Genomic DNA, 24003 nt, shown 5'->3' with positions numbered 1-24003 from the left:
ATGTTGGTCACTCAGTCGTTGCCACAGGACGTGGCGTGCTTAGACTGAGTTCCTCTATTTCAGCGGATGTTTACCCGCTGAAAGAAGTTAAAAGGCAACGAGTCCTCCTCGTTGTCTGTACTTCATCATTTAGCAACAAAAAGAAAAAGACCAAACGTGATGTCTTGGTACTTCGTCATACAAAAATGAGCAATTGTTTTTATAAGCTCAAAACAATTGCCACCACGTATATTATTCCGCATTAACGGACAGATTGAATTTTTTCCATGCGGATCGATTAAAAATCACAATTTATAATAGCATGAAAATAGAAGGAAAGCTATTTTTCTTTCCTTCTATCCACATTATTGCTATTTATTTTGTCTATTTAAAGTACTTACTCTGCTTTTTTTATATATTTATCTACTTTCAGTAAATGTTCATCGTACGTTTTTGAGAAGTGGTTGACACCTTTTTTATCCGCTAAGAAGTAGAGATAGTCCGTTTTACTTGGATTAAGCACTGCTTCAATTGAAGTTTTTCCAGCGCCTGCAATAGGACCTGGTGGTAAGCCTTTATTTTTGTAAGTATTATAGGCATTATCTACTTCTAAATCTTTATATAGTACACGATCTTTATGGGAACCAAGTGCATATAAAACAGTTGGATCTGTTTGTAGTGGCATCCCTTGATCGATACGATTATAGAATACGCTCGCAATCGTTTCTCGATCTGTTTGGGCAGTAGCTTCTCTTTCCAGTAATGAAGCAAATGTTAATAATTGATGTACTGACATTTTCTTTTCGGTTAAAACGTCGTTGTAATTTTTCACAACCTTGTCCATTGCCCCTACCATTTCGTCTACAATCGATTCCAATGATGGTTTTTTTTCAAAATAAGAATAAGTTGCAGGGAATAAATAGCCTTCTAAATCAAATCGGATATTATCAGCTAAAACCGCATCCGTTACAAGCTCAGGGTATTTAGCCTTCATTTGTTGTACAAACGCATCGCTTGTTACTAAGTCCATAAATTCTTTTTGAGTGTACGGCGTTTTCTTTTCCACAACATTACCAATTTGTTCAAGTGTTAGACCTTCTGGAATTGTCATTGTAAAGACTGGCTTACGGTAGACCTTCCCGGTTTTTAAACTTTCGATTAGCTCATCCAATGTCATTGCTTGTGTTAAACCATAGTTTCCTGCTTGGAACTGGGATTCATTTTTAAATTTAGCATAGTATTTAAAAACACGAGCATCTTTAATAACCCCTTTTTCCTCTAGAAGAGTTGAAATAGAGCTTAAAGTTGAGCCAATTGGTACTTCAACTGCTATTGTTTTAGTCGCATCTGGATCCACTGGTTTTAAGGCACTCTTCACATAATTATAGCCAAGTAAACCGATAATCCCTACTATTAGAACAAAAGCAATTGCAACTATAGCAACGATTTTTCTCACAGTTTTTACCTCGGATTTTCTTTCTTGCATTTTTGAAAACATTTCTTGTTTTTTTGAACCGTTATTCACGGGTTTCCCCCCTATCACTTCATTATCATACTAGAAATCAACTATCACGACAAACAGAAATAGATAATTCAGTAGAAATAGATCACATCATCAATTATGTCTCGACATAATTGTGTCCGGAATCGGAAAGGAGGCTTTAACTTCTTTCAGCGAATGTTTGGACACCTGCTGAAAGAAGTTAAAAAAGCTTGCGACAAAAGAAAGAATATCACAAATCAAAGTTGATTTTCACAGGTTTAGTCAACAAACTGACACCAAAACAGTTTTATGACTTTGACAGCCTCATCTGAAGTTACTAGAAATACAATTTTTAGTATACTTTTTTCAAGGTTAAGAACAAACGCTTACATTCCTATACAATTTGACTTGACATAACAATTGAAAAAGAAAAAAACTCTGAGTAGTATTTTACCACTCAGAGTTCTAATTACAATTCATTTAATATATCTTCAACAAATGCCCATTCTTCATCTGTTTCAATCGGTAATAAATCATCAATCGTTCCGTCATTTCCCGATACGTATTGTGCAGCAAAAATATCTCGTTCCTCTATTGGCTCGTCCGTTGCCAGAACATATAGTACATAGGATTTGCCAAATTGTTCAGATGAAAATGTATGAATAACCTCACATACCTGATCTGCCCCATTCTCATCTGTTATTGTAAATAGTTGCGGCTCTTCTTCAAATTCGTCTAGAAGTGTCAGGACTACCTCATTAATCATTTCCCATTCTGCATCTGTTTCTACAGGCTGTAGATTTGTCATTTCTCCATTGTTATCATCATAATCAAATGTCATAGCAGAAATGTCTCCAGGAATTTCATTGCCCTCTTCGTCGATTAACGAAAACAATACATATGATTTTTCCTCTGCATCGAAGGTGAAGACAACACGACACTTTTGCTCCTTGCCATTTTCCCCGACTATAAGAAATTCTTGCGTTTCCTCGTTCATTTAATCTCCTCCTTAATTAGGCTAAATTATGTTTCAAACTTTGATACGAGTCATTTTTTTGGTGACACAAAAAACTCACCTTTAATTCATTGGATTTGCCATAGTCTCACATAACCTCACAGCTTATGGCTCATCACCATAACGTGTGGTTGATTTCCGTTCCGGCTGGGCGCTTTCCTGGGGGCGTCGGGCCAACAGGATGTTGGTCACGAAGGCGTTATCACAGGACGTGATGCTTTTAGCCTTCGTTCCCCTACCCGCTTCACTCGCGTTGCTCGCTCCAGGGTCTCGGGCCAACACGATGTTGGTCACAAAGGCGTTATCACAGGACGTGATGCTTTTAGCCTTCGTTCCTCTATCGCTGATCCCCAAGGAGTCGCCAAGCCTCCACTCCAATCAACTAATATACAGAGCATATATAAAAAAGTGTCATTCATAACTTTTGGTGATAAGACAGCTTTATTCTTTCAAAAGTAAAAAAGGAACAAGGAGTGCTTGTTGCCATCCTTGTTCCACACTTTTAAAGATTACGAATTAGTCCTCGTATTCATCCTCTAAAGCGTTTAATACGTCTTCTACCAAATTCCACTCTGCTTCAGTTTCGATTGGTGTTAATTCACCATCTTCACCATTTTCAGATGGAACGAATGAAGATACGAAGATTTCTACAGAGCCATCCTCATCTTCTTCTGCGCCTACCATTGAGTAAAATACGTATGATTTGCCAAATTCAGCTGATTCATGTACGTGAATCACTTCACAAAGCTGTTCATTTCCGTTCTCGTCAATCACTGTAATGTGCTGTACATGTAATTCTTCTTCATGGTTATGCTCTTGTGCCATGTGCTTGTCACCTCATCAATTAATTTTTGCTATCCAAGTAGCCTTGTAAAATCATCACAGCAGCCATTTTATCAATGACTTGCTTACGCTTTTTGCGACTCACGTCAGCTTCGATTAGCATACGCTCAGCAGCCATCGTAGTTAAACGCTCATCCCAGAGCTTGACCGGTAGTGAAAATGTTTCTTCTAAAAGCTTTTTATAGTCTTCAGAAGCCTCACCACGCGGTCCCACCGTATTATTCATGTTTTTCGGGTATCCTACAACAAATTCTGTAATAGCATACTCCTTCACTAACTCGGCTATACGGACAATGCCGAACTCGCCGTTAGCTTCATCAATTTTTACGGTTTCAATACCTTGGGCCGTCCACCCTAAAGCATCACTAATAGCAACGCCAACGGTTTTTGACCCAACGTCTAATCCCATAATTCTCATTTCTAGTCCTCGTTGTTCTTTTTAATATAAAACTTAACAAGCTCTTCTAGAATTTCGTCACGCTCAAGCTTGCGAATTAAATTACGAGCATCCTGATGGCGAGGAATATACGCCGGATCACCAGAAAGTAAATAACCGACAATCTGATTGATAGGGTTATATCCCTTTTCCTCTAATGAAGAATGTACTTTCAACATTACCTGCTTGACTTCCTGTTCCATTGATTCTTCTGGAAAATTAAATTTCATAGTTTGATCAAATGAACTCATGACCAGCACCTCGCTTTCAGAAATAAGGAGATGTGCAAAAGCTCATCTCCAATTTCTCTTTATTATAACATGTTTTGGCGTATTATCAATTATGCCTCGGCATAATTGCGTCCGGAGGCTTTAGGCCAGCACGATGCTGGTCACTCAGGCGTTTTCACAGGATGTGAAGTTCTTAGCCTGAGTTCCTCTATTTCAGTGGATGTTTGGACATCCACTGATAGAAGTTAAATGGATTTAACATAATCATACACAGAAAGTAGTGCTTCATCAAGTTTTGATGCATCTTTTGCACCTGCCATCGCCATATCTGGACGACCGCCGCCTTTACCACCACATGCTTCTGCTACCATTTTTACGATATTTCCTGCGTGGTAATTGCCACCAACTAAATCTTTTGTTACACCAGCACATAGCATAACTTTTTCGCCATCGACAGCACCAAGAACGATAATAGCTTTAGGCATTTTAACTTTCAAGTCATCCATCATTTGACGCAGTTGATTATTGTCCTTCGCCTCAACTTTAGTAGATAAAACAGTTACATCCCCAAAAGTTTGCGCTGCGTCCACAATAGCGCCTGCTTGTGCATTCGCGATTTTTTGTGATAACGCCTCATTTTCGCGTTGTAAATCTTTATAGTCAGCTTGTAATGCATGTACTTTTGTCACAATATCTTTTGGATTTGCTTTTAATAATGCTGCTGCTTCGTTTAATAAAGCTTCTTCCTCTTTTATTGCTTCATAAGCAACTTTACCTGTCACAGCCTCGATACGACGTGTACCTGCACCGATACCACCTTCTGTAACAATTTTGAAGAAGCCAATTTCAGAAGAACGTTTTACGTGAATACCACCGCAAAGCTCAATAGAGTAGTCACCAATTGAAACAACGCGAACGATATCGCCATATTTCTCACCGAATAGCGCCATTGCTCCCATAGCTTTCGCTTCATCGATGCCTTTTTCTTCAATTACGACCTCTATATCATCCCACACTTTTTCATTTACAATACGTTCAATTTGTTGTAATTCCTCTTTTGTCACTTGTCCGAAGTGAGAGAAGTCAAAACGTAAACGATCAGGACCTACATATGATCCGGCTTGGCTAACATGGTCGCCCAGTACATCTTTTAGCGCACGTTGCATAATATGTGTTGCTGTATGGTTTTTAATAATTAAATTACGTTCTTCACGGTTAACTACCGCTTTTACAGCATCTTCAACGTGCATTTCGCCAGATTCTACAAGTACAGTATGAAGCGGCTGACCATTTGGAGCTTTTTGTACATCTTTTACAATGGCAGTAAAGCTATCATTAGAAATAACACCGCTATCCGCAATTTGACCACCCATTTCAGCATAGAATGGTGTTTTAGCTAAAATAACTAGTGCTTCTTGCCCTTCAGATGCTACCTTTGATACTTGGCCGTTGACAATTATCGCTGCAATTTCTGTGTCTGTCGTTAATGTATCATAGCCTACAAATTCACTCGCAACCGTCAAGTTTGCTAGCACTTCGTTTTGAACTTGCATAGAATCTACATCTTGACGAGCTGCACGTGCGCGTTCACGTTGTTCTTCCATTGCTGTCTCAAAGCCTTCATGGTCAACCTTCATGCCTACTTCTTCCGCATACTCTTCTGTTAATTCGATTGGGAAACCGTAAGTATCATATAAACGGAATGCATCTGCACCTGGAATGTAGTCATGGCCAGCTGCTTTTTGAGCTTCTACTACTTCGTTAAAGATAGCAAGACCACCGTCTAATGTTTCATGGAAGCGAATTTCTTCATTTTTAATAACACGTTGGATAAACTCGCATTTTTCCGTTACTTCTGGGTAGAAATCATTCATAATTTCACCCACAGTTGGTACTAATTCAAACATAAATGGCTTTTCAATGCCAATTTGTTTTGCATAGCGCACAGCACGACGTAGTAAACGACGTAATACATAACCGCGACCTTCATTTGAAGGAAGAGCACCATCACCAATGGCAAACGCCACTGTACGGATATGGTCCGCGATAACTTTAAATGGTGTATTGATATCTTCTTCTGAACCGAAGATTTCGCTTAGCGCCACTTCACCTGGACGTTTGTATTTGCGATTTGCTAATTGCTCGATTTTTTCAATAATAGGCATGAATAAATCAGTATCAAAGTTCGTTGGAACATTTTGAACAACTGATACGATACGCTCAAGACCCATACCAGTATCAATATTTTGTTTTGGAAGTGGTGTATATGTGCCATCAGGATTATGGTTGAATTGAGAGAACACTAAGTTCCAAATTTCAAGATAGCGTTCATTTTCACCACCTGGATACATTTCTGGATCATTTTCATCTGAACCGTATTCTTCCCCACGATCATAAAAAATTTCTGAGTTAGGACCAGATGGACCTTCACCGATATCCCAGAAGTTCCCCTCAAGTCGGATTAAACGCTCTTCAGGAATACCAATTTCGTTATGCCATACGTCATACGCTTCTTGGTCTTCAGGATGGATAGTAATAGATAAAAGCTCTGGATCAAAGCCCATCCATTTTTTATCCGTTAAGAATTTCCAAGCAAAATGAATAGCTTCTTTTTTGAAGTAATCCCCAATCGAGAAGTTACCTAGCATTTCAAAAAACGTATGGTGTCGAGCCGTTTTACCTACGTTTTCAATATCATTTGTACGAATTGATTTTTGGGCATTTGTAATACGTGGATTGTCAGGAATGATACGACCATCAAAATATGGTTTAAGTGTTGCAACACCTGAGTTAATCCAAAGTAATGATGGGTCATTGATTGGCACAAGTGGTGCTGATGGCTCATGATGATGACCTTTTTCTTTAAAGAATTCTAAATACATGCGGCGAATTTCTACTGCTTTCATATGAAAAGTTCCTCCCAATATGTTTTGTAAAATACGAAATGAGTCCGCAAATCAATTTTGCTTCGGCGTAAGCTTTCGCGCAGATAGACATAAAAAAGCCCCCATCCCAAAAAAGGGACGAGGACTTGTGTTTGTCTCGCGGTACCACCCTAGTTGTAAGTAAAAGTATACTTACCTCTTTAGCACTTGTAACGTAAGTGAACGGCAGGGATTAACTGCACTCTGGAGTAGCTTTCGGTATTTGCTATTGTGAGGATTTTTTCAGCCAAGAAATCCCTTTCTTTTACACGCACAAATACGTACTTTTTCCATCATCGTTTTTTACTATTTTCTAACGAGAATTATAAAAAAAATATTTTCTTCTGTCAATTGGCACTATAATTGCTAAACATAACTAAGCTCGTTAAAAATTATATTCTATCCCACTATGCTACCGAGAGAAATAATTTTTTTTGTAAAAAACGAAGGTAGACAATCCTGTTAACAAGATCATAACGGCAATCACTACCCAAAATATATTTGATGTATCTTGATATGGTATAGGCACATTCATCCCATAAATGCTGGCAATTAACATCGGCACTGACAATATGATTGTAAATGAAGCGAGTAATTTAAGGACTTGACTTACGTTGTTTTGAATTACGTTACCATATGCATCCATAATATTATTTAAATTAGTTTGATTAATTTCCGTCACTTCATATGCTTGATCAATTTCAATAAGGACGTCGTCTAAAATACTTGCATCGTCTTCGTCTAATTTGATAGAGCTACCATGTAATATTTTTTGCATCGTAAATTTCATTTGTTTAAGAGAAGTTACCATATATATAAGACTTTCGTTTAAGTTAAGGAGTGTGTACATCTCACTATTACGATATGACTTGGCAAGTTCCTTTTCTGCTAAAGTGATCTCCCGTTCAATTGTAGCTAAAAAACGAATATATGCTCGAGCCGTTATACTTAATATATTTAAAGTATTGCGCGTTTTCATATGTGTCTCACAAAGAGTTAATTCACCATTAAACAAATCCTTCATAAAAGGTAACTCTTCTCTACAAATCGTTATCATATGATTTTTTTTGTGTATGATACCCATTGGAATTGTCCGATACTTCACGTTTTGATCAGAACTCTCGACATCTAATTGGTCGTATGGGACATGAATAACCATTAAGACCGCTCCGTTGCGCTCTTCAATTCGTGGGCGTTCTTCTATATCAAGTGAATCCGTTAAAAAATTGTTTGGAACACCAAGAGCTGCCTCTACATGTTCAATTTCACTTGTTGTTGGTGCTTCAAGATGAAGCCAGCTGTTATAACCAATTTTTGATGTCTGTTCAAACTTACCTTCTAAGGTACTTTTGTTAATAATAAGCATTTTATAACACAACCTTTCTTACGTACTATCTGAATATATTAGAAACGCAAAAATTTTGATTTGTAAAATACGTAGAAGAGACTTCCACTGATCCCTACCATTAGTCCAATAACTACTAAGAACATGAATGGTTGATCTTCATAGGGCAACGGGACGTTCATCGAGAAAACACTTCCAATTATAGTCGGTATCATTAGTACAAGCGTAAGGGTAGTCAGTATTTTCAAAACACTATTCAGATTATTATGAGTGATTGCTGCGTACGCATCCATAAGACCACTTAAACTAAGACTTCGCATTTCTGTTACTTCCGCTGCTTGTTCAATATCTACTAGCGCATTATGCAACATTTGTTGATCTTCTTCATATAGCTTTATATCCTGCCCTTTGGAAAGGTGTAAAAAGACATTGCGCATAGCTCGTAAAGATGTTGAAAAATATACTAAACTTTTATTAATATGAATCAGACCAAAAAGCTCTCGATTGTTATGTGATTCTTTTAATTCTCGCTGCAATCGACCAACCTGTGCTTTTATACGCTTGAGAAAATCGAGATACGATTGAGCAATCGCTTCAAATAGAAGTAATGTTATTCGAGTCTTCATATGCGTTTGAAATGTTCCATACTTTCCTGAAAATATGTCTCTACATAATGGATTGTCTTCTTTTGTGACAATTATTAAATGGTCCTTTACATGAATAATCCCGATTGGTACCGTACGATAAGGGATTTCCTCGTACAAACGTTCCTCATTCATCACAACAGGAGAATTAAGAATGATGACCATTGACGAATCTTCTTTTTCAATCCGAGGTCGCTCATTGATGTCTAAAGAATCACGAATAAAATCTTTCGGAACATTGAGTTTATTTGAAATTTGAGAAATTTCAGCATCTGTCGGATCCACAAGATAGAGCAACGTGTTATGAACAATGTCAGATACCTGTTGTAATTGACCTATTGAATTACTTTGATATATTGTAAGCATCTTTTCTCCTCGCTTTCTCTGCTAAAATAGCCGTTTTTTGTAAAATATCCAACCTGTCAACAAGCTAATGACTGCAGAAATTGACATTAGCACTGCTAATGCATATGCACCATCTTGCTTTGGTAATGGAAAATTCATCCCATAAATTGTTGCGACCATCGTTGGAAACGTCAAGATAATCGTAAATGCAGTTAAAACTTTCACTACAACACTTAGGTTAATTTCAATCGCCGCAGAATATGCGTCCATCATATTGCTTAAATTTTTGTTGTAAACTTTTGATGTATCAAGAGCTTGTTGCATCTCGTTAAGAGTGTCTTGCATCCGTTTTTCGTCTTCTTCATTCATTTCTAGTACTCTTGACAATTTCCTCATCATCACAAGATTTACTTTTAACGCCTTTATGAAATAAACAAGGCTCTTATTTATATTGAGTAAAGTATACACTTCACTGTTCTTGATCGATTTTTGTATTAATTTTTCAGATACAATAACTTTTTGATTAATATCATCAAGGCATCGTAAACAATAACGGGCCGAAACAAGCAACAATTGTAAAATAAAAGATACGTTTATATTGTTATTAAAATTCGTATCGAGAATTTTGCTAAATTCCTGTAGAATCGGATGATTATCACGACAAATTATTACAATTACTTCACTTGTTTGAATAATACCCATTGGAATTGTCCTATATGGTATAGTTTCACCATTTGGCATTTTTAAGGGTACATTGACAATCAGTAATAAATCATTTCCGCTTTTTTCTATTCGTGATCGTTCATCCATATCAAGGGAGTCACTAATAAAGTCAGTTGGTACTCCAAGTCGATTAGCAACATACTGTATATCCTCTTCGGATGGTTCAGTGAGATATACACAGCTACCCTGAACGATCTTAGGCTGTTCTTCCAGTAGCCCTTCTTTGCTTCTTTTATAGATTTTAAGCATTGAATCGTCCTCCTAATCTGTTGAATTAAAACAGATTTAAGTTTTTTACTCCTACTATCTCCATCGGTCGGACTCGGACTCTCCATTTTGACCCCCTCCTTTCTAAAAACGAACACTCATTCTCCACTAAAGTGTAGTAAAGTTCTTTTTTGAAAATAAAAAAACCTCCAGGAGCCCCGGAGATTTAAAAAAGTGCATAAAAAATAAATAAGTACAGAAAGCACTTTCGTTTCCCCTAACTCGAGTTTTAGCACTATACACCGTAAAGAAATAAATTCATCTCTTAGCCACCTTAAGAAAAGCCTTAATCCGGCAATTCCTGTTCTACCCATGGGCATCTTTCGATATTTCTGGGCAGTGGCCTATGTTTGTATAGGAGCCTCACCTAACGAGGTTTTATTTAATTTCCTCGCAATCGTAAGCCGTATTTTTTGATTTGTCAAGAGTCAAAAAATGTTTTTTAGTTTTTTTTATTACGAATTTCCGTATAAACTATGAAACAAATATTGTAGTCTTTGCCTTAAAATTTACGGTTGTTTACGAAAAAAATTTATTCTAACAAAACAAATAAAGAGCATTCATAATTTTTCTTAAATCAATTATGCCTCGGCATAAGTTAAACATTTTCTCTGTTCTATTAAGCTGTTTTTATCAACCCTAGCAACTCACAAAAAGATTCCAGTAAGCTTTGCAACGAAAGCAGAGCGACAGGAGTACTTGCCACTCTCCACTCTATATACTTTCATAGATTTTGTATTGATCCTCTTTAGATTCATTGTGCAGCAGTTTAAATATAAAAAACTTACGTACCATGAAAAAGACTTAACGACAGTTACAGAAGCTATTGATCATCCATAAAGTACAAAATAAATAATTTTTAATTCATAAAACTTCTAACCCCAAATTTGATTAAGTAATAATTGTAAGCATAGAAATAAGGCTCATCAACAAAAGTTCGGGATATTATGTAATAAAAAGTTGATTGGAAAGGGAGCTAGCCAGTAGGGGAACGAAGGTTAAAGATATAACGTCCTGACATACGCCCTCGTAGTCAATATCGTTTTGCCCCACTGGAACGGAAATCCCCCACTTATGTGGCCATTTTAAGATTTTTTCTTTTGAACAGTTGTTGACAACCAAAATTATTCAGAGTACAATTCACCTGAAAACAATATGTCCTCGTTAGGTGAGGCTCCTATGCAAACATAGGCCACTGCCCAGAAATATCGAAAGATGCCCATGGGTAGAACAGGAATTGCCGAATTAAGGCTTTTCTTAAGGTGGCTAAGAAATGATTACATTTCTTTACGGTGTATAGTGCTAAAACTCGATTAAGGGGAATCGAACGTACTTTTTTGTTTTTTTGTGCGCTTTTCACCCCCTCTAAATCGTTAGAGGGGGTTTTATTTTATTTGACTATAAAAGGGGGAACATGTGATGGATAGTTATTCGATATGGCATTTCATATTTTTAAATAATTCGAATATGGCAAAAGGCAGCGTTTTTGCGTTCAGTCCGCATATGTCCCTTTCTTCAAAACTCCACTTATGAATTTTCTGCAATTGGAGTTTATCAAGATACGGTTTATTTGATGTGTACGTTGAACAAGATACATTCTAAGCAAGAAGCTCCCTTTTTTACGGGAGCTTTTTTATATTATTTTTATTTTAGTGGCATTCTATAAAAAGAAATGAAGAGGTGATTGACGATGATAATGACAGTAGAAATGATAATCAAGTTAAGCCTAGCTTTACTATTCGGATTATTGATTGGGATTGATAGACAGATTAAACAAAAACAACTGGGCATAAGACCTAGTATGGTCATCTGTATTGCCAGCTGTTTATTAACAATTGTATCCATAGAAGCATTTGGAAAATTTGGCGGTGCCAATCATCCGAATATGGATCCGATGCGACTTGCTGCGCAGATTGTAAGCGGAGTTGGTTTCATTGGTGCTGGCGTTATTTTACGAAGAAGTAACGAGGTTATTTCTGGTCTTACTTCCGCTGCACTAATCTGGTCAGCTTCTGCCCTTGGAATTTCTATCGGGGCGGGGTTTTATCTAGAAGCAACATGTGCTGTCATCCTCTTGATAATGGCAGTCAACATTGTGCCCTTTTTCATAAAAACATTAGGTCTATCAACACTTAACCGACAGGAAATTTCATTAAAGATTATCGTGGAATCGAATTATCGTATGACAGAATTAATTAAAATGATTAAGCATAGAGGGCAAAATGGATCTTCCAAAAAATATGAGTATAAAATTCGGCATTTCAAGCTCAAAGATATTGATAACGATCACCAATTAATTGACTTAATTCTTTCGGTACCAGAAGACCAATACACGACGGAGATTTATTATTATGTCAAAAAGATTGATCACGTCCTGAGTGTCGAAATTGAGAATTTGTAATAGAAAGGAGCGTCAATAATGATTAGACTACATCAATATAAATATAAAGAAGAGTACACATACTACATGTTGCAATCTTTAAAGTTTGGAAAAAAAGATTCTTTTCGAAAGGATTTTCTAGATTTGCACCCTATGGATCAAGCAACATTTTTTATAGAACTTAGTGAAGAAAGGCGCATCACAGTTTATTCTTTTTTAACTCCTTGTGAATTTGGAGAAATTTTTAGCGAGTTAGAACCATCCATGCAGAAAAAATGTATTATAGAGCTTGACCGTCCATTTGCAGTGGAGATGTTAAATGAATTACCTCCAGATGACGCCACAGATTTCTTGGGGCTACTATCATATAAAGAAGCCGATTTTTATTTAGAACGTATGGAAAAAGATGAAGCCAATGATATTAAGCAATTACTTCAATACAAAAAAGGGTCAGTGGGAGCCTTGATGACAACAGACGTAGTAATAGTTGCAAAAGATGATTTAGTAATTGATGTGTTTGAACGCCTAAAGCATAGTGAAGCTGATGCAGAAACTTTTTATTACTTATATGTTACAGATACGAATAAACAATTGCTTGGAGTCGTATCATTACGAGAGCTAATAATTTCCCCACCAGAGTGTCGAATGCGTGAAATAATGAACTCTGGAATCATTTCAGTATCTGCCCATACAAACCAATCTGAGGTAATCCAAATCATTCGAAAATATGGTCTTTTAGCAGTCCCTGTAATAACAGAGAACCTTGAACTACTTGGAATCGTTACTTTTGATGATGTGCTGACATATCTATAAAGATAGTGATATTTTTACAGCAATTATACTCAATGAGAAGTAATTGTATCAATTATGCCGAGGCATAATAGCGTCCGGAATTGGCTTTGTGTTTGCACAAAGCCGATTCCGTGACATCCGCTGAAAGAAGTTAAATTAATTTTAAACAGTTACTTCCTCAAAACTAATTATTATTTTTCAAAAAGTTTTCTACCCGATTAACTAATTCTTCCCTGTTATAAGAATTATAAAGTGCGCTGGCTAAACGGACTGGATCCCCAAAGAAAAAGCGTTCATACAGTGTCTGTCTTGTACCGAAGCTACTCATCGTTAAATCCCAAGCTAAGCGGAATTTTTTGACGCGCTCCTCTCCACCATCCTGAAAAGACTGTAAATAATGCTCAAGATCACCGTCATCCGCTGTAAATGCTTTTTCACTTGGAATGGACATTAATCCGCTTGCGCCAAGTAACTGGATAATTTCTGTAAAGGTCGGATATACTTTAGGGAACATCTGAATAGCTACTTGTACTGTTGGAAGATCAGGTCTTATAAAACCAAATTCATCTCTTTTTGCTTCTATTTCAGACTTTAACAGTAAGGCCTTCATCGTTTCTAATGTCACGATGATATCAACAACCTTTTGCTGCACATGTTGGTATTCGCCGATATTTATCGTATTTATAATTGACTGTACAACACCTAAGACAAATTCCGTTTTGGCAATTTGACGTGTAAGAACTTGATGTAAACCATATGTCTGAAAACCACTTACGTTCAAAAAGTTATTAGCAACTTCCACATTCTCATAATAAAAGACGCGTTCCCACGGTACTTCAACATTATCAAATACAACGATTGCATCCATTTCCTCGTAACGACTACTTAATGGATAATCAAAAGCCGATTCCCCTCCGACAAATGATTGTCTACATAAAAACTTTAAACCTTTTGTATTACTTGGTATCGAGAAAGCAAAGCCTTTTCCTTTATCAAAACCATTTGTTGATATAACAAGGAGTTCATCTGTAATTCCTCCCTGTGTCGCGAGTAATCTCGCACCTTTAATTACTAACCCCTCGCTCGTTTTATCTACAATTTTAGCAGCAATTGTAACATCTTCATCTTCAAAATAAAATTTTTGACGGTTTACTTGTGGCTCGATAAATGTATGTGTCATAGTCAAATCGTTCTCTCGAGCATACTCATAAAATTTTAATAAATGCTGCGGGAAACAATTTGGCTTATCTTTCAAATATTCTGCTACGGATGCCAGAGCCATTAATGTCGTATTCATGTAATCCGGACTTCTCCCCATAAGGCCATGATTAGATAATGCCCACTCTCGTATTGCATTACGTCTTTTCACGAGATCTTCGACTGTCACTGCTTGAAGAAAAGACATACCTACACGGTTATTACTCGTTGGTGAAACATATGTCATCTTCTCAAGCAACGCCTTTTCATTTTGTAAATCAAAAAGCCTCGCCTGACTCTGCATTACTCCCTTAAATGCTGGATGCTCCGACACCTTCCCTGTGACAACTTTCCCATCAATCGAAATATACGTTTTTAAAGCGTCAATACGGTCAATATATTGCTTTCCTGTAATTACTGGCATGCAGTCACCCCTAAACGTTCCAAATGTTTTAATACTTATTTAGTATATGGAATTTCCTAATATTAGGTTCCACTTTACCCATCTGTATTATAGAAAATCCGAAAATACCCGAAACTGTACTACTTTATTAATACAGTTAAAAAACTGCCTTTATTACACGATTATTCAGTTACTTTAGATAAAAACGGTTTCAATCAGCACTTTTTTTACGAGTTCAATTTTGTGACACATTCACAGAAAAGTCCTCTTCGACTAGTACAGAATTGCTAGATTTTTTATATATGCAGGTGTAAGATAGCTTCGTAAACAAAACAAAAACATCTTTTTATTAAAGGAGAATATATGAATAAACAAATCATCTCATACGTGGCGGAAATGGAAGCTGCTTTAATGAATAAAATGGAGGATCATAATGAAGAGAATCTTTTATTTTCGATTGCTACAGATATGATTGCCAAAGAAAAAAATCAATTTAAAAATGTTTGCCAAGCATATGAAGTAGTTAAACATCACCTAGTTGGCATCCACTAATCAAATAACTCACACAACAAAACCCGATCAATTCAAATTGATCGGGTTTTGTATTTTACTGCGCATATGGCAGGACCATTTTTTGGAATTGTATAAATGTTGTTTGTTGATTACTGGACAAGCGTTTAATTTGATATACATCATCGTACGGATTGTTATAGCCAAGCTTCGTTGAAAATGCCATTGTGAATCCAGCTTCCTTTACCGCATTAATGATGTTGGCATTATATTGTCCAAACGGATAAGCAAAAGCTTTAGCCTTTGGAATAATTGTTGTGCTACGTTGTAAATCCTGAACAACCTCATGGTATGGGATTAGAAGCATTTTGCCTTTATTCCCTACTAAGTCGTGTAAATTGTAAGTGTGTGATCCATACGCAAAAACATCTTGCATATTTGTCATGTCCTGACGTGAAAGTGCCTGTAAATCATTATAATTAAAAATTTGCCCATCATTCGAATTTTCATTACGGTACGTAATTAAAAATTGTGTAGCTTTAAAGCCATTGTTTTTAAGTACTGGATACGCATATTCACGTGTTGACAATAGGCCATCATCAAAAGTTAAAGCAATTGAGTAGGCAGGTAGTGTAATTTCATTACGCATGAAACGCAATAATTCGTCTACAGAAATGGTTTCGTAGTTTTTACTTTTTAAATACTGCATTTCTTTTGCAAATTGAACATCTGTCATCGTAGTACTTACATTTTTGAAACGTCCAAGCTCATGCTCTTTTAGAAAATGATGATACATCATTACAGGAACGCCACGATCAATCGCTACTTTAGAGCTATGGATATATCCTTCACGGCCGCCAAGTACTGTTACGTACCAATCCCCTTCTTTCCGCAATATCGGATAACGGCGATTTGAGTCTAGTTTAGCAAATGGCTGTAACGCTTTTGTTGCTTTGTCATAAATTTCACTGTTGGCAGAAATAGGGATGAAATACTCATTTTTCATGGTATTGTCCTTACCAACATTTTTATATGAAGGAGTATTTAAAAATTTCACCTTTGATTTTTCTGCATAAATATATGATTTTCCCCAACGAACTTGAACATATGTTGGATCCATTGATTCTACAACCTCTAGCTGTTGCCCTTTCATTAACGTAGCAATAGCCATTTCTTTTTCACGGCGGAAATCATAAAGAATTACGTTTTCTAACGCCTCTATATAGCCATTTTGTTTAATAGGAGGAGTTGTAGTTGGTTTTTCAACAGGCTTTGTGGTATTCGTATTTGTTGTATTCTGACCTTTTTCTTCCACAACAAGATTACTATGTACATACCCTAAGCGTCCGTTCACAGCAATTCCATACCAACTACCCATTCTGCTATATATAGGGAAGCGAACTCCCTCTGACAATGTGGCAAATTGAACAAGTTTATTGCCAGTATTATCGTAAATCGGTGCAACGCTTTTTGGGACAATATAGTCCTTTATTTTAGCAACAGCTGGGACTGAATTTTTATAGTTTTTTGCTGAAACAACCTTTGTATAACGTTTTTCAACATAACCATCATAACCACCCCAACGAATTTGCCACCAATTGGCTCCATAATCTTTTGTTACTTCAAAAGTTTGCCCTGCTGATAATGTTCCCACCTGAACTAGTGAGCCTGAACGATTATCAAAGACAGTTGCTTCTTCATTCACTTGGATGACGGTATTATTTGCATATGCTTTTTCTGCAAAAGGTAATAGCATCATGAACAGAAGCAATACTAGCATGCGTTTCACTATATTCACCTCATAAAAATTTTTATTATCTTTTCCTTCAATCATTAGACGATTTTCCAACCAATAAAAGTTGATTGGTTGAATTAATTTCATCAATCATATTTTACAAGAGCTTATTGGGGAGGTCCCGTTTTTATTGTTTCAGAACCCTTGATACTAAAGGGATTAAAATTTATGAAATTAACTCACTTATCTAAATAATCATACGGTGAGACCCCATCCATTCCAATCAATGGATGGATATATGGTTCTGTTTCTATCGTTAGCTTGAAATCAAAGGATTGTTTTTCATTTTGTAAATCTTCGTTTAATAGAACATTTTCTGCTTCTACAACTTCCTCTGCAACATTCATTGGATTGAGCCTTGCACGTAGAGACGTAAAGCGCTGTAAATCATCCGTACGCTGTAAACCATCTGCTAGCACATCAGGTTCACCACATAAAATCAAGAAATTTTTTGCACGCGTAATACCTGTATATAACAAATTACGACGCAGCATTTTAGAATAGCCTCGTACAACCGGCATTATAACTGTTTGGAACTCAGAGCCTTGCGATTTATGAATGGAACAACAGTAGGCAAGTGTCAATTGATTGAGGTCACTCCGTTGATAAGTTACTTCAATACCGTCGAATGACACAACAAGTATATCTTGTTTATCAATGGTTTCCTTTGCCTTTATAATACTGATTACCTCACCCATATCACCATTAAAAACATTGCTCTCTGGTTGATTAACAAGCTGCAAGACTTTATCCTTTATGCGATATGTGACATCACCAAAGACGAGCTCTTTTCTAGTGCCAGTATCGTTTGGATTAATAAGTTCCTGAATCATTTTATTTAAATTGTCTATTCCTGCTGGACCTTTGTACATTGGTGCTAACACTTGGATATTACGAATTTCTTGACCTTTCGTAACCGCACTTTTCACAACCTGTGTGACAACGCTTGCTACCTGATCTGAGGAGGCTTTAATAAATGAACGGTCAGACGTCTTTAATGTTAGGTCATTTGTGATATTACCACGTTTAATTTGATGAGCAAGTTCAATAATCGTTGAGCCCTCTGCTTGTCGATAAACCTCTGTTAATTCGACAGTAGGTATTTGCCCGGAAGCCAACAAATCCTTTAACACCTGTCCTGGTCCTACTGGTGGTAGCTGGTCTTGATCGCCAACAAATACGACTTGCACATCCTCATGCAAGGATTTTAATAATTGATGCGCGAGCCAAGTATCGACCATCGACATTTCGTCTACAATAATAAGTTTTCCTGTAACCTCACGCTCAGTTTCTTCCTCTTTCTCCTGACCAGTAAAGCCTAGCAATCGATGGATTGTCATTGCTGGAAGTTCTGTTGATTCCGATAAACGCTTGGCAGCACGTCCTGTTGGAGCACATAAAATAATCGGAAAGGGTTCTTCTTTTTGTGCGTATTCCTTCGGGTTTAATGATAGTCCGTGTAACTTTGCATAAACTTCTACTACACCCCGAACAACAGTTGTTTTACCTGTACCGGGGCCACCAGTTAAAATCATAACAGCTGAGTTTAAAGCTTGTTCAATAGCATTCGCTTGTGTTTCAGCATATGTGACATTGAGCATCTCTTCTGTTTCACCAATCGCTTTGCGTACTTCAGCCTTACTAAAATGTTCAGCATTATTGTTACGTTCGATTAAAGCTAATATTTTTGATGCAATTCCTACTTCTGAGAAATATAGAGATGGTAAATATAATCTCGTTTCTTCCCCACAAATTTTACTTTCCTCACGCAATTCGATACAAGCTTTAGAAATGATCTCAAAAGGAATTTCCTCTCGTTGGCTTTGCTCAAGCATATCTTTTACTAGTGGTAAAACATGTTCCGCATCTAAATATACATGCCCATCCGATAAAGCTGCTGTATTTAGAGTATGTAAAATCGCCGCCTTAATACGGTCTGAATGATTGCCAGTAATCCCTAATTTTGAACCTAGCTCGTCAGCACGAAAGAAACCAACACCCTCTACATCTTCAATAAGGCGGTATGGATTTTCAGTTAATAATTCAACGGCCTCAGTTCGGTATGTTTGGTAAATTTTCATGCCAAGCTGTGGTCCGAAACCCCATTCATTCAGTTGAATCATCACTCGTTCTAAGCCTAGATTTTGTTCAATCGTACGATGGATAACCTCTTTTTTTTCAGCAGATAGTCGAGGTACAGCATCGAGCGCATTTGGGTCCTCTAAAATAAGACGTAACGCATTTGCCCCTAGTTTCTCTACGATTGTTTCAGCAGTTTTTTTTCCGATTCCAACAAACAAGTCACTCGATAAGTAATGAATAATTCCTTGCTCTGTTGCTGGCACTTCCTTTGTGAATGTCTCTACTTGAAATTGTACACCATATTTTGGATGTTGTCTCAATAATCCTGTAAAACGATATTGTTCATCCATCTGTAAATGCGGAAAATATCCAACAACTATTATTTCTTTATCCTCATACTGTAAGTTGGTCTCTTGAATTTTCACACGAACTATCGAATACATATTTTGTGCATTATGGAAGATAGAGACGATTGGACGTCCGAGTATAAAAAATTTATTTTGTTTAAATAAATCAAGATTCTCTGCCATTTTCGGTTCGTCCTTTCGTGTTCATTTCAATCATTATATTTTACCACACCATAATGTGTAAAATCGTTTAAAAAGAGAATTCACTAAATTCTTTTAAAATCGTATGGATAAATAACATTTCACGGTTATTATCAACCTTTACATGCTATGATATAGGTGAATTTGTTGCACGGAAGGATTGTGAAACTATTGGAATTTAGACCTTGCATCGATTTACACGATGGCAAAGTAAAACAAATCGTTGGTAGCACACTAGGTCATAAAGATCAAGTTGTTATTGAGAACTTTATTTCAAATCATGACTCTAGTTATTATGCAAAAATGTTTGCCACGGATCAATTAACAGGTGGTCACGTCATTATGCTAGGTGATGGAAACGAAGATGCCGCATTAGCAGCACTAGCAGCATATCCTCAAGGGTTACAGGTTGGTGGCGGTATCACCACGAAAAATGCAAAAAAGTATATTGATGCGGGAGCTACCCATGTTATTGTCACATCATTTATATTCTATGATGGCAAACTCCATTTAGATCGACTAAAGCAATTAGTACAGATTATCGGTAAACAGCATCTTGTCATCGATTTAAGCTGCCGTATGCGCGATGGAAAATGGTTTGTTGTTACTGATAAATGGACAAAATTTAGTGATTTTGAAGTAAATGCTGAGTCTATTGCATTTATCGAAAATTTCTGTGATGAACTACTTATTCACGCTGTTGATGTGGAAGGAAAGAAAGGCGGTATGCAGGAAATCTTAGTGCAAGATTTAGCCACTTGGACAACGATTCCAACAACATATGCTGGTGGAGTTCGATCTTTAGACGACTTAAAGAAGTTTAAAAATATCTCAAATGGTAAACTTCATGTGACAATTGGTAGCGCTCTTTCAATTTTCGGTGGAGATTTACCTTATTCAGATGTGGTGCATTATTGCAAAAAAGGCGGGGTATTGTGAAGTTAATATATAAGGATTATGTTTTCCCTTTTCAAGAAACAAATTTAGAACGCATTATAGATGGTAAATATTTTAAGATAAATACGAAGGATCATTCTCTTTCGTTACATATACAGCTAGATGATGAACAAATGCTCCTTGAGTTTTCAAAATCTTTAAAGGCAACATGCGGCTTCTTACGTGATCAAGAAACAGAGCCTTATATTGGTATTTATATCGATTTACAAATATTCATTGATGAATTTAATAAACGATACAACTTAAATGCTGAAATTATCGCTTAATAACTAAGGGGACTAAAATCCCCTTTTTTTATTTGAAACAAGAATACTATACCTAATTTAGAGCACATATTTCTATTTAGTAGCTATTTTTGTTAAGCTATTATTTAATGAGATTACAATAAGAGAATTTGATTAATGTTATTTGCGAAAAGAAAGGATTTTATGAAGAATGAAAAATGAACTCGAAGCAATCACTTTAAAAAGCCTACAATCAGAAATAACACGTTTCTTTTTAGCCTATAGATTTGCCTTGCAAGAAATTGAAACGAAAATAAATATTTTACAAGAAGAGTTTAAGTTAATTCATGAATATAACCCGATAGAGCATATTTCAACTCGAGTAAAATCACCAAAAAGTATATTATCGAAGATCCAGAAAAAGAACCTTGAGAAATCTGTCGAAGTGATTCGTGAAAACATTCGTGATATTGCGGGTGTGCGAATTACATGCTCCTTTGTAGAGGATATTTATAAAGTAAGTGCCATGCTACAGGCGCAAAATGATATTGAAGTTGTGGATGTAAAGGATTATATTAAATCCCCAAAGGAGAATGGCTATCAAAGCTTGCATCTTATTATAAAAATCCCAATTTTTATGTCCGATCGTGTGGAAAGTGTTTATACAGAAATTCAAATCCGTACAATTGCAATGGACTTCTGGGCCAGCCTTGAACATAAAATCTATTACAAATACAACAAGGAAGTACCTGAACATATCCGTTTTGAATTGAAGGAGGCTGCCATTCAAGTAGCTGAACTGGATCGAAAAATGGAACGACTTAATGAAGAAATAAATATTCTAAAAGCGGATGAAGAAGAGACGTCATTAGATGCAATGCCTATTGCTTATTTAGCACAATATCTATCTCAACTACCACTTGGTTATTCTTCTGAGGATGATCAAGACTAAACTCACGATATAAAAGGATGCCGAAGTAATTCTGGCATCCTTTCTCTACTATAAGTTATTTTAGTTAAATCGCTGTGCAATCATATCGTAAAGATAACGTGCTTGGTCGTATTCTGGCTGTAATGTAAATGCTTGTTTTAAGTGGTACATAGCATCTTCTGTTTGCTCAGTAGATACCGCATATAGTACACCTAAATTATAATGCGCATCTGCGTTATTCCAATCCTGTTCGATTAAATAGTCTAATTCCTTTTTGCCTTCTTCAAACATTTCTAGCGCACATAGCACGATCGCATATGCTAGACGAATTTGTGTATCTTCTGGCGCAAGCTCTGAAGCTCGTTGTAAGTATGGCAGTGCAAGCTTCGAATTTTCCATTCGCTCAAAGCATTTGCCCATCATATAATACACATCTGCGCCTTCAATTTTATGTTTCAGTGCTTGCTCATAAAGCTTTACCGCTTCCGCATATCGTTCCGCATTATAATATAAATTTGCTAAACCATAATAAGCAGTTGCTGCTGTTTCATCGACAGTGATTGCTTTTTGAAAAAAGCGTTCTGCTCGTTCAGTATCCTCTAAGACTGCTAAGAGATTTCCGAAATTTACATAACCTATTGGGTTTTTAGGCTCTTCTTCAATCGCTTGTGTAAAAAGTTGTGCAGCATCCTCGTAGCGCTTTTCTTGAAACGCTTGAATGCCTTGCTCGTTAAAATCCATTGTTTTTCTTCACCTCTATGTAGCGAAAGACTGCTTTAATTCTATACACTTCAGAAAAAGTAGTATAAGCAGTCTTTTCGCTAATTAACCTACATATGTTAGTTTTTCATTATTTTTAAAGACTTCGTCAATTGTACCGCCACCTAAACATTCTTCGCCGTCATATAGTACAACAGCTTGTCCAGGTGTAATCGCACGTACTGGTTCAGCAAACGTAATAAGTGTACGTCCATCCGCTAAAATTTCCACTTCTACCGGTGTATCTGTTTGACGATAACGGAATTTTGCTGTGCATGAAAATTTCCCGGGCAATTTTTTTGTCGAAGTATAGTTCATTTTCACAGCAGTCAGTGCAGTAGAATATAGTGAATCATTATTGAAACCTTGTCCAACTAGTAACACATTGCGCTCTAAATCTTTCCCTAACACGAACCAAGGCTCACCGTCACCACCTATTCCAAGACCATGACGTTGACCAAGTGTATAGTACATTAATCCGTCATGCTGGCCCATTACGGCACCTTCCATAGTCTTCATTTTACCAGGTTGAGCTGGTAAAAATTGACTTAAAAATTCTTTGAAATTACGCTCTCCAATAAAGCAAATTCCTGTTGAATCCTTTTTCTTCGCTGTAGCTAAACCAGCTTCCTCCGCAATTTTACGGACTTCCTTTTTCTCAATATGTCCAATTGGAAACATTACATGCGACAATTGTTCCTGCGATAATTGATTTAAGAAATACGTTTGATCTTTATTATTGTCAATGCCACGAAGCATTTTAACTTCGCCATCGCCACTACGATCCACTCGAGCATAGTGACCTGTCGCTAAATAATCAGCTCCAAGATCCATCGCATGCTCTAAAAACGCTTTAAATTTAATTTCCTTATTACACATAACATCTGGATTTGGCGTGCGTCCTGCTTTATACTCTTCTAAAAAGTATGTGAAAACCTTATCCCAATATTGCTTTTCAAAATTCACTGCATAGTACGGAATCCCGATTTGATTACATACTTTAATAACATCATCATAGTCTTCTGTAGCTGTACAAACGCCATTTTCGTCTGTATCATCCCAGTTTTTCATAAATATCCCGATTACTTCATATCCTTGTTGTTTTAGTAAATATGCAGCAACCGAAGAATCTACCCCACCCGACATGCCGACAACAACACGAATTTGTGAGGGGTCACGTGTTTCTTTCAT

Annotated in this window: 20 protein-coding genes, 2 riboswitches and 1 other annotated feature; of the genes, 6 read left to right on the top strand and 14 right to left on the bottom strand. The window is 36.7% G+C overall.

Annotated features, from left to right (window positions below):
* Positions 1 to 376 precede the first annotated feature (376 nt).
* The 9 genes from mltG to ACIQLB_RS06635 all read right to left on the bottom strand — a co-directional run bounded on the left by mltG (position 377) and on the right by ACIQLB_RS06635 (position 10216).
* On the bottom strand, positions 377 to 1504 hold the full coding sequence (gene mltG / locus ACIQLB_RS06675; protein WP_400722685.1) for an endolytic transglycosylase MltG: 1128 nt from the start codon (positions 1502 to 1504) through the stop codon (positions 377 to 379).
* Between the two features lie 427 nt (positions 1505 to 1931).
* The gene (locus ACIQLB_RS06670) at positions 1932 to 2459 is read right to left on the bottom strand and encodes a DUF1292 domain-containing protein (protein WP_400722682.1); all 528 of its coding nucleotides are present in this window, start codon (positions 2457 to 2459) and stop codon (positions 1932 to 1934) included.
* A 534-nt stretch (positions 2460 to 2993) separates the two neighbouring features.
* Positions 2994 to 3302 carry a DUF1292 domain-containing protein gene (locus tag ACIQLB_RS06665; protein ID WP_400722679.1) on the bottom strand — a complete coding sequence of 103 codons (309 nt, stop codon included), beginning with the start codon at positions 3300 to 3302 and terminating at the stop codon, positions 2994 to 2996.
* Positions 3303 to 3321: 19 nt separating this feature from the next.
* The gene (gene ruvX, locus ACIQLB_RS06660) at positions 3322 to 3738 is read right to left on the bottom strand and encodes a Holliday junction resolvase RuvX (protein WP_400722676.1); all 417 of its coding nucleotides are present in this window, start codon (positions 3736 to 3738) and stop codon (positions 3322 to 3324) included.
* Between the two features lie 2 nt (positions 3739 to 3740).
* Positions 3741 to 4007, bottom strand: coding sequence for an IreB family regulatory phosphoprotein (locus tag ACIQLB_RS06655; protein ID WP_004226839.1), 267 nt, complete (start codon positions 4005 to 4007; stop codon positions 3741 to 3743).
* Between the two features lie 224 nt (positions 4008 to 4231).
* Positions 4232 to 6892 (bottom strand): alanine--tRNA ligase, encoded by a 2661-nt coding sequence (gene alaS, locus ACIQLB_RS06650; protein ID WP_400722671.1) that lies wholly within the window; start codon positions 6890 to 6892, stop codon positions 4232 to 4234.
* A 110-nt stretch (positions 6893 to 7002) separates the two neighbouring features.
* Positions 7003 to 7216, bottom strand: a binding site (T-box leader).
* 106 nt (positions 7217 to 7322) lie between these two features.
* On the bottom strand, positions 7323 to 8276 hold the full coding sequence (locus ACIQLB_RS06645) for a magnesium transporter CorA family protein (protein ID WP_400722668.1): 954 nt from the start codon (positions 8274 to 8276) through the stop codon (positions 7323 to 7325).
* Between the two features lie 38 nt (positions 8277 to 8314).
* On the bottom strand, positions 8315 to 9265 hold the full coding sequence (locus ACIQLB_RS06640; RefSeq protein WP_400722666.1) for a magnesium transporter CorA family protein: 951 nt from the start codon (positions 9263 to 9265) through the stop codon (positions 8315 to 8317).
* 21 nt (positions 9266 to 9286) lie between these two features.
* Positions 9287 to 10216 carry a magnesium transporter CorA family protein gene (locus ACIQLB_RS06635; RefSeq protein WP_400722663.1) on the bottom strand — a complete coding sequence of 310 codons (930 nt, stop codon included), beginning with the start codon at positions 10214 to 10216 and terminating at the stop codon, positions 9287 to 9289.
* 226 nt (positions 10217 to 10442) lie between these two features.
* Positions 10443 to 10616, bottom strand: a riboswitch (M-box (ykoK) riboswitch).
* A gap of 771 nt (positions 10617 to 11387) precedes the next feature.
* A riboswitch (M-box (ykoK) riboswitch) is annotated at positions 11388 to 11561 on the top strand.
* Between the two features lie 369 nt (positions 11562 to 11930).
* Between ACIQLB_RS06635 and ACIQLB_RS06630 the strand changes: the two genes are divergently transcribed.
* Together ACIQLB_RS06630 and ACIQLB_RS06625 are read left to right on the top strand one after the other, a co-directional pair.
* Positions 11931 to 12635 (top strand): MgtC/SapB family protein, encoded by a 705-nt coding sequence (locus ACIQLB_RS06630; protein ID WP_400723096.1) that lies wholly within the window; start codon positions 11931 to 11933, stop codon positions 12633 to 12635.
* An 18-nt stretch (positions 12636 to 12653) separates the two neighbouring features.
* Complete coding sequence (locus ACIQLB_RS06625) at positions 12654 to 13427, top strand: magnesium transporter (RefSeq protein ID WP_400722660.1); 774 nt, start codon at positions 12654 to 12656, stop codon at positions 13425 to 13427.
* A 163-nt stretch (positions 13428 to 13590) separates the two neighbouring features.
* Here the strand turns inward: ACIQLB_RS06625 and hpaB are convergent, their stop codons facing one another.
* On the bottom strand, positions 13591 to 15027 hold the full coding sequence (hpaB, locus tag ACIQLB_RS06620; protein ID WP_400722657.1) for a 4-hydroxyphenylacetate 3-monooxygenase, oxygenase component: 1437 nt from the start codon (positions 15025 to 15027) through the stop codon (positions 13591 to 13593).
* 342 nt (positions 15028 to 15369) lie between these two features.
* Between hpaB and ACIQLB_RS06615 the strand changes: the two genes are divergently transcribed.
* Positions 15370 to 15558: a hypothetical protein gene (locus ACIQLB_RS06615; RefSeq protein ID WP_400722654.1), complete on the top strand. Its 189-nt coding sequence runs from the start codon at positions 15370 to 15372 to the stop codon at positions 15556 to 15558.
* A 55-nt stretch (positions 15559 to 15613) separates the two neighbouring features.
* Here the strand turns inward: ACIQLB_RS06615 and ACIQLB_RS06610 are convergent, their stop codons facing one another.
* Positions 15614 to 17296, bottom strand: coding sequence for a polysaccharide deacetylase family protein (locus tag ACIQLB_RS06610; RefSeq protein WP_400723093.1), 1683 nt, complete (start codon positions 17294 to 17296; stop codon positions 15614 to 15616).
* Between the two features lie 194 nt (positions 17297 to 17490).
* Positions 17491 to 19923: an SF1B family DNA helicase RecD2 gene (recD2, locus tag ACIQLB_RS06605; protein ID WP_400722650.1), complete on the bottom strand. Its 2433-nt coding sequence runs from the start codon at positions 19921 to 19923 to the stop codon at positions 17491 to 17493.
* 189 nt (positions 19924 to 20112) lie between these two features.
* Here recD2 and hisA point away from each other — a divergent pair, with 189 nt between their 5' ends.
* From hisA to ACIQLB_RS06590, 3 genes are all read left to right on the top strand, one after another.
* Positions 20113 to 20880: a phosphoribosylformimino-5-aminoimidazole carboxamide ribotide isomerase gene (hisA, locus tag ACIQLB_RS06600; RefSeq protein ID WP_400722647.1), complete on the top strand. Its 768-nt coding sequence runs from the start codon at positions 20113 to 20115 to the stop codon at positions 20878 to 20880.
* Positions 20877 to 21164 (top strand): hypothetical protein, encoded by a 288-nt coding sequence (locus ACIQLB_RS06595; RefSeq protein WP_400722644.1) that lies wholly within the window; start codon positions 20877 to 20879, stop codon positions 21162 to 21164. The genes hisA and ACIQLB_RS06595 overlap by 4 nt, the downstream gene beginning before the upstream one ends.
* Positions 21165 to 21333: 169 nt before the next feature.
* On the top strand, positions 21334 to 22074 hold the full coding sequence (locus ACIQLB_RS06590) for a GTP pyrophosphokinase (protein ID WP_400722641.1): 741 nt from the start codon (positions 21334 to 21336) through the stop codon (positions 22072 to 22074).
* A gap of 60 nt (positions 22075 to 22134) precedes the next feature.
* On the opposite strand, the gene ACIQLB_RS06585 is transcribed toward ACIQLB_RS06590, so the two are convergent.
* Together ACIQLB_RS06585 and mnmA are read right to left on the bottom strand one after the other, a co-directional pair.
* A complete protein-coding gene (locus ACIQLB_RS06585; protein ID WP_400722638.1) occupies positions 22135 to 22794 on the bottom strand; it encodes a tetratricopeptide repeat protein in 660 nt (219 codons plus the stop codon).
* Between the two features lie 84 nt (positions 22795 to 22878).
* Positions 22879 to 24003: a tRNA 2-thiouridine(34) synthase MnmA gene (gene mnmA / locus ACIQLB_RS06580; protein WP_400722635.1), complete on the bottom strand. Its 1125-nt coding sequence runs from the start codon at positions 24001 to 24003 to the stop codon at positions 22879 to 22881.

It is taken from the genome of Lysinibacillus sp. NPDC092081 (assembly GCF_044755845.1).
GTDB lineage: Bacteria > Bacillota > Bacilli > Bacillales_A > Planococcaceae > Lysinibacillus.
The sequence above is the reverse complement of the archived record's forward strand: the minus strand, read 5'-3'. Positions and strand labels throughout refer to the sequence as shown.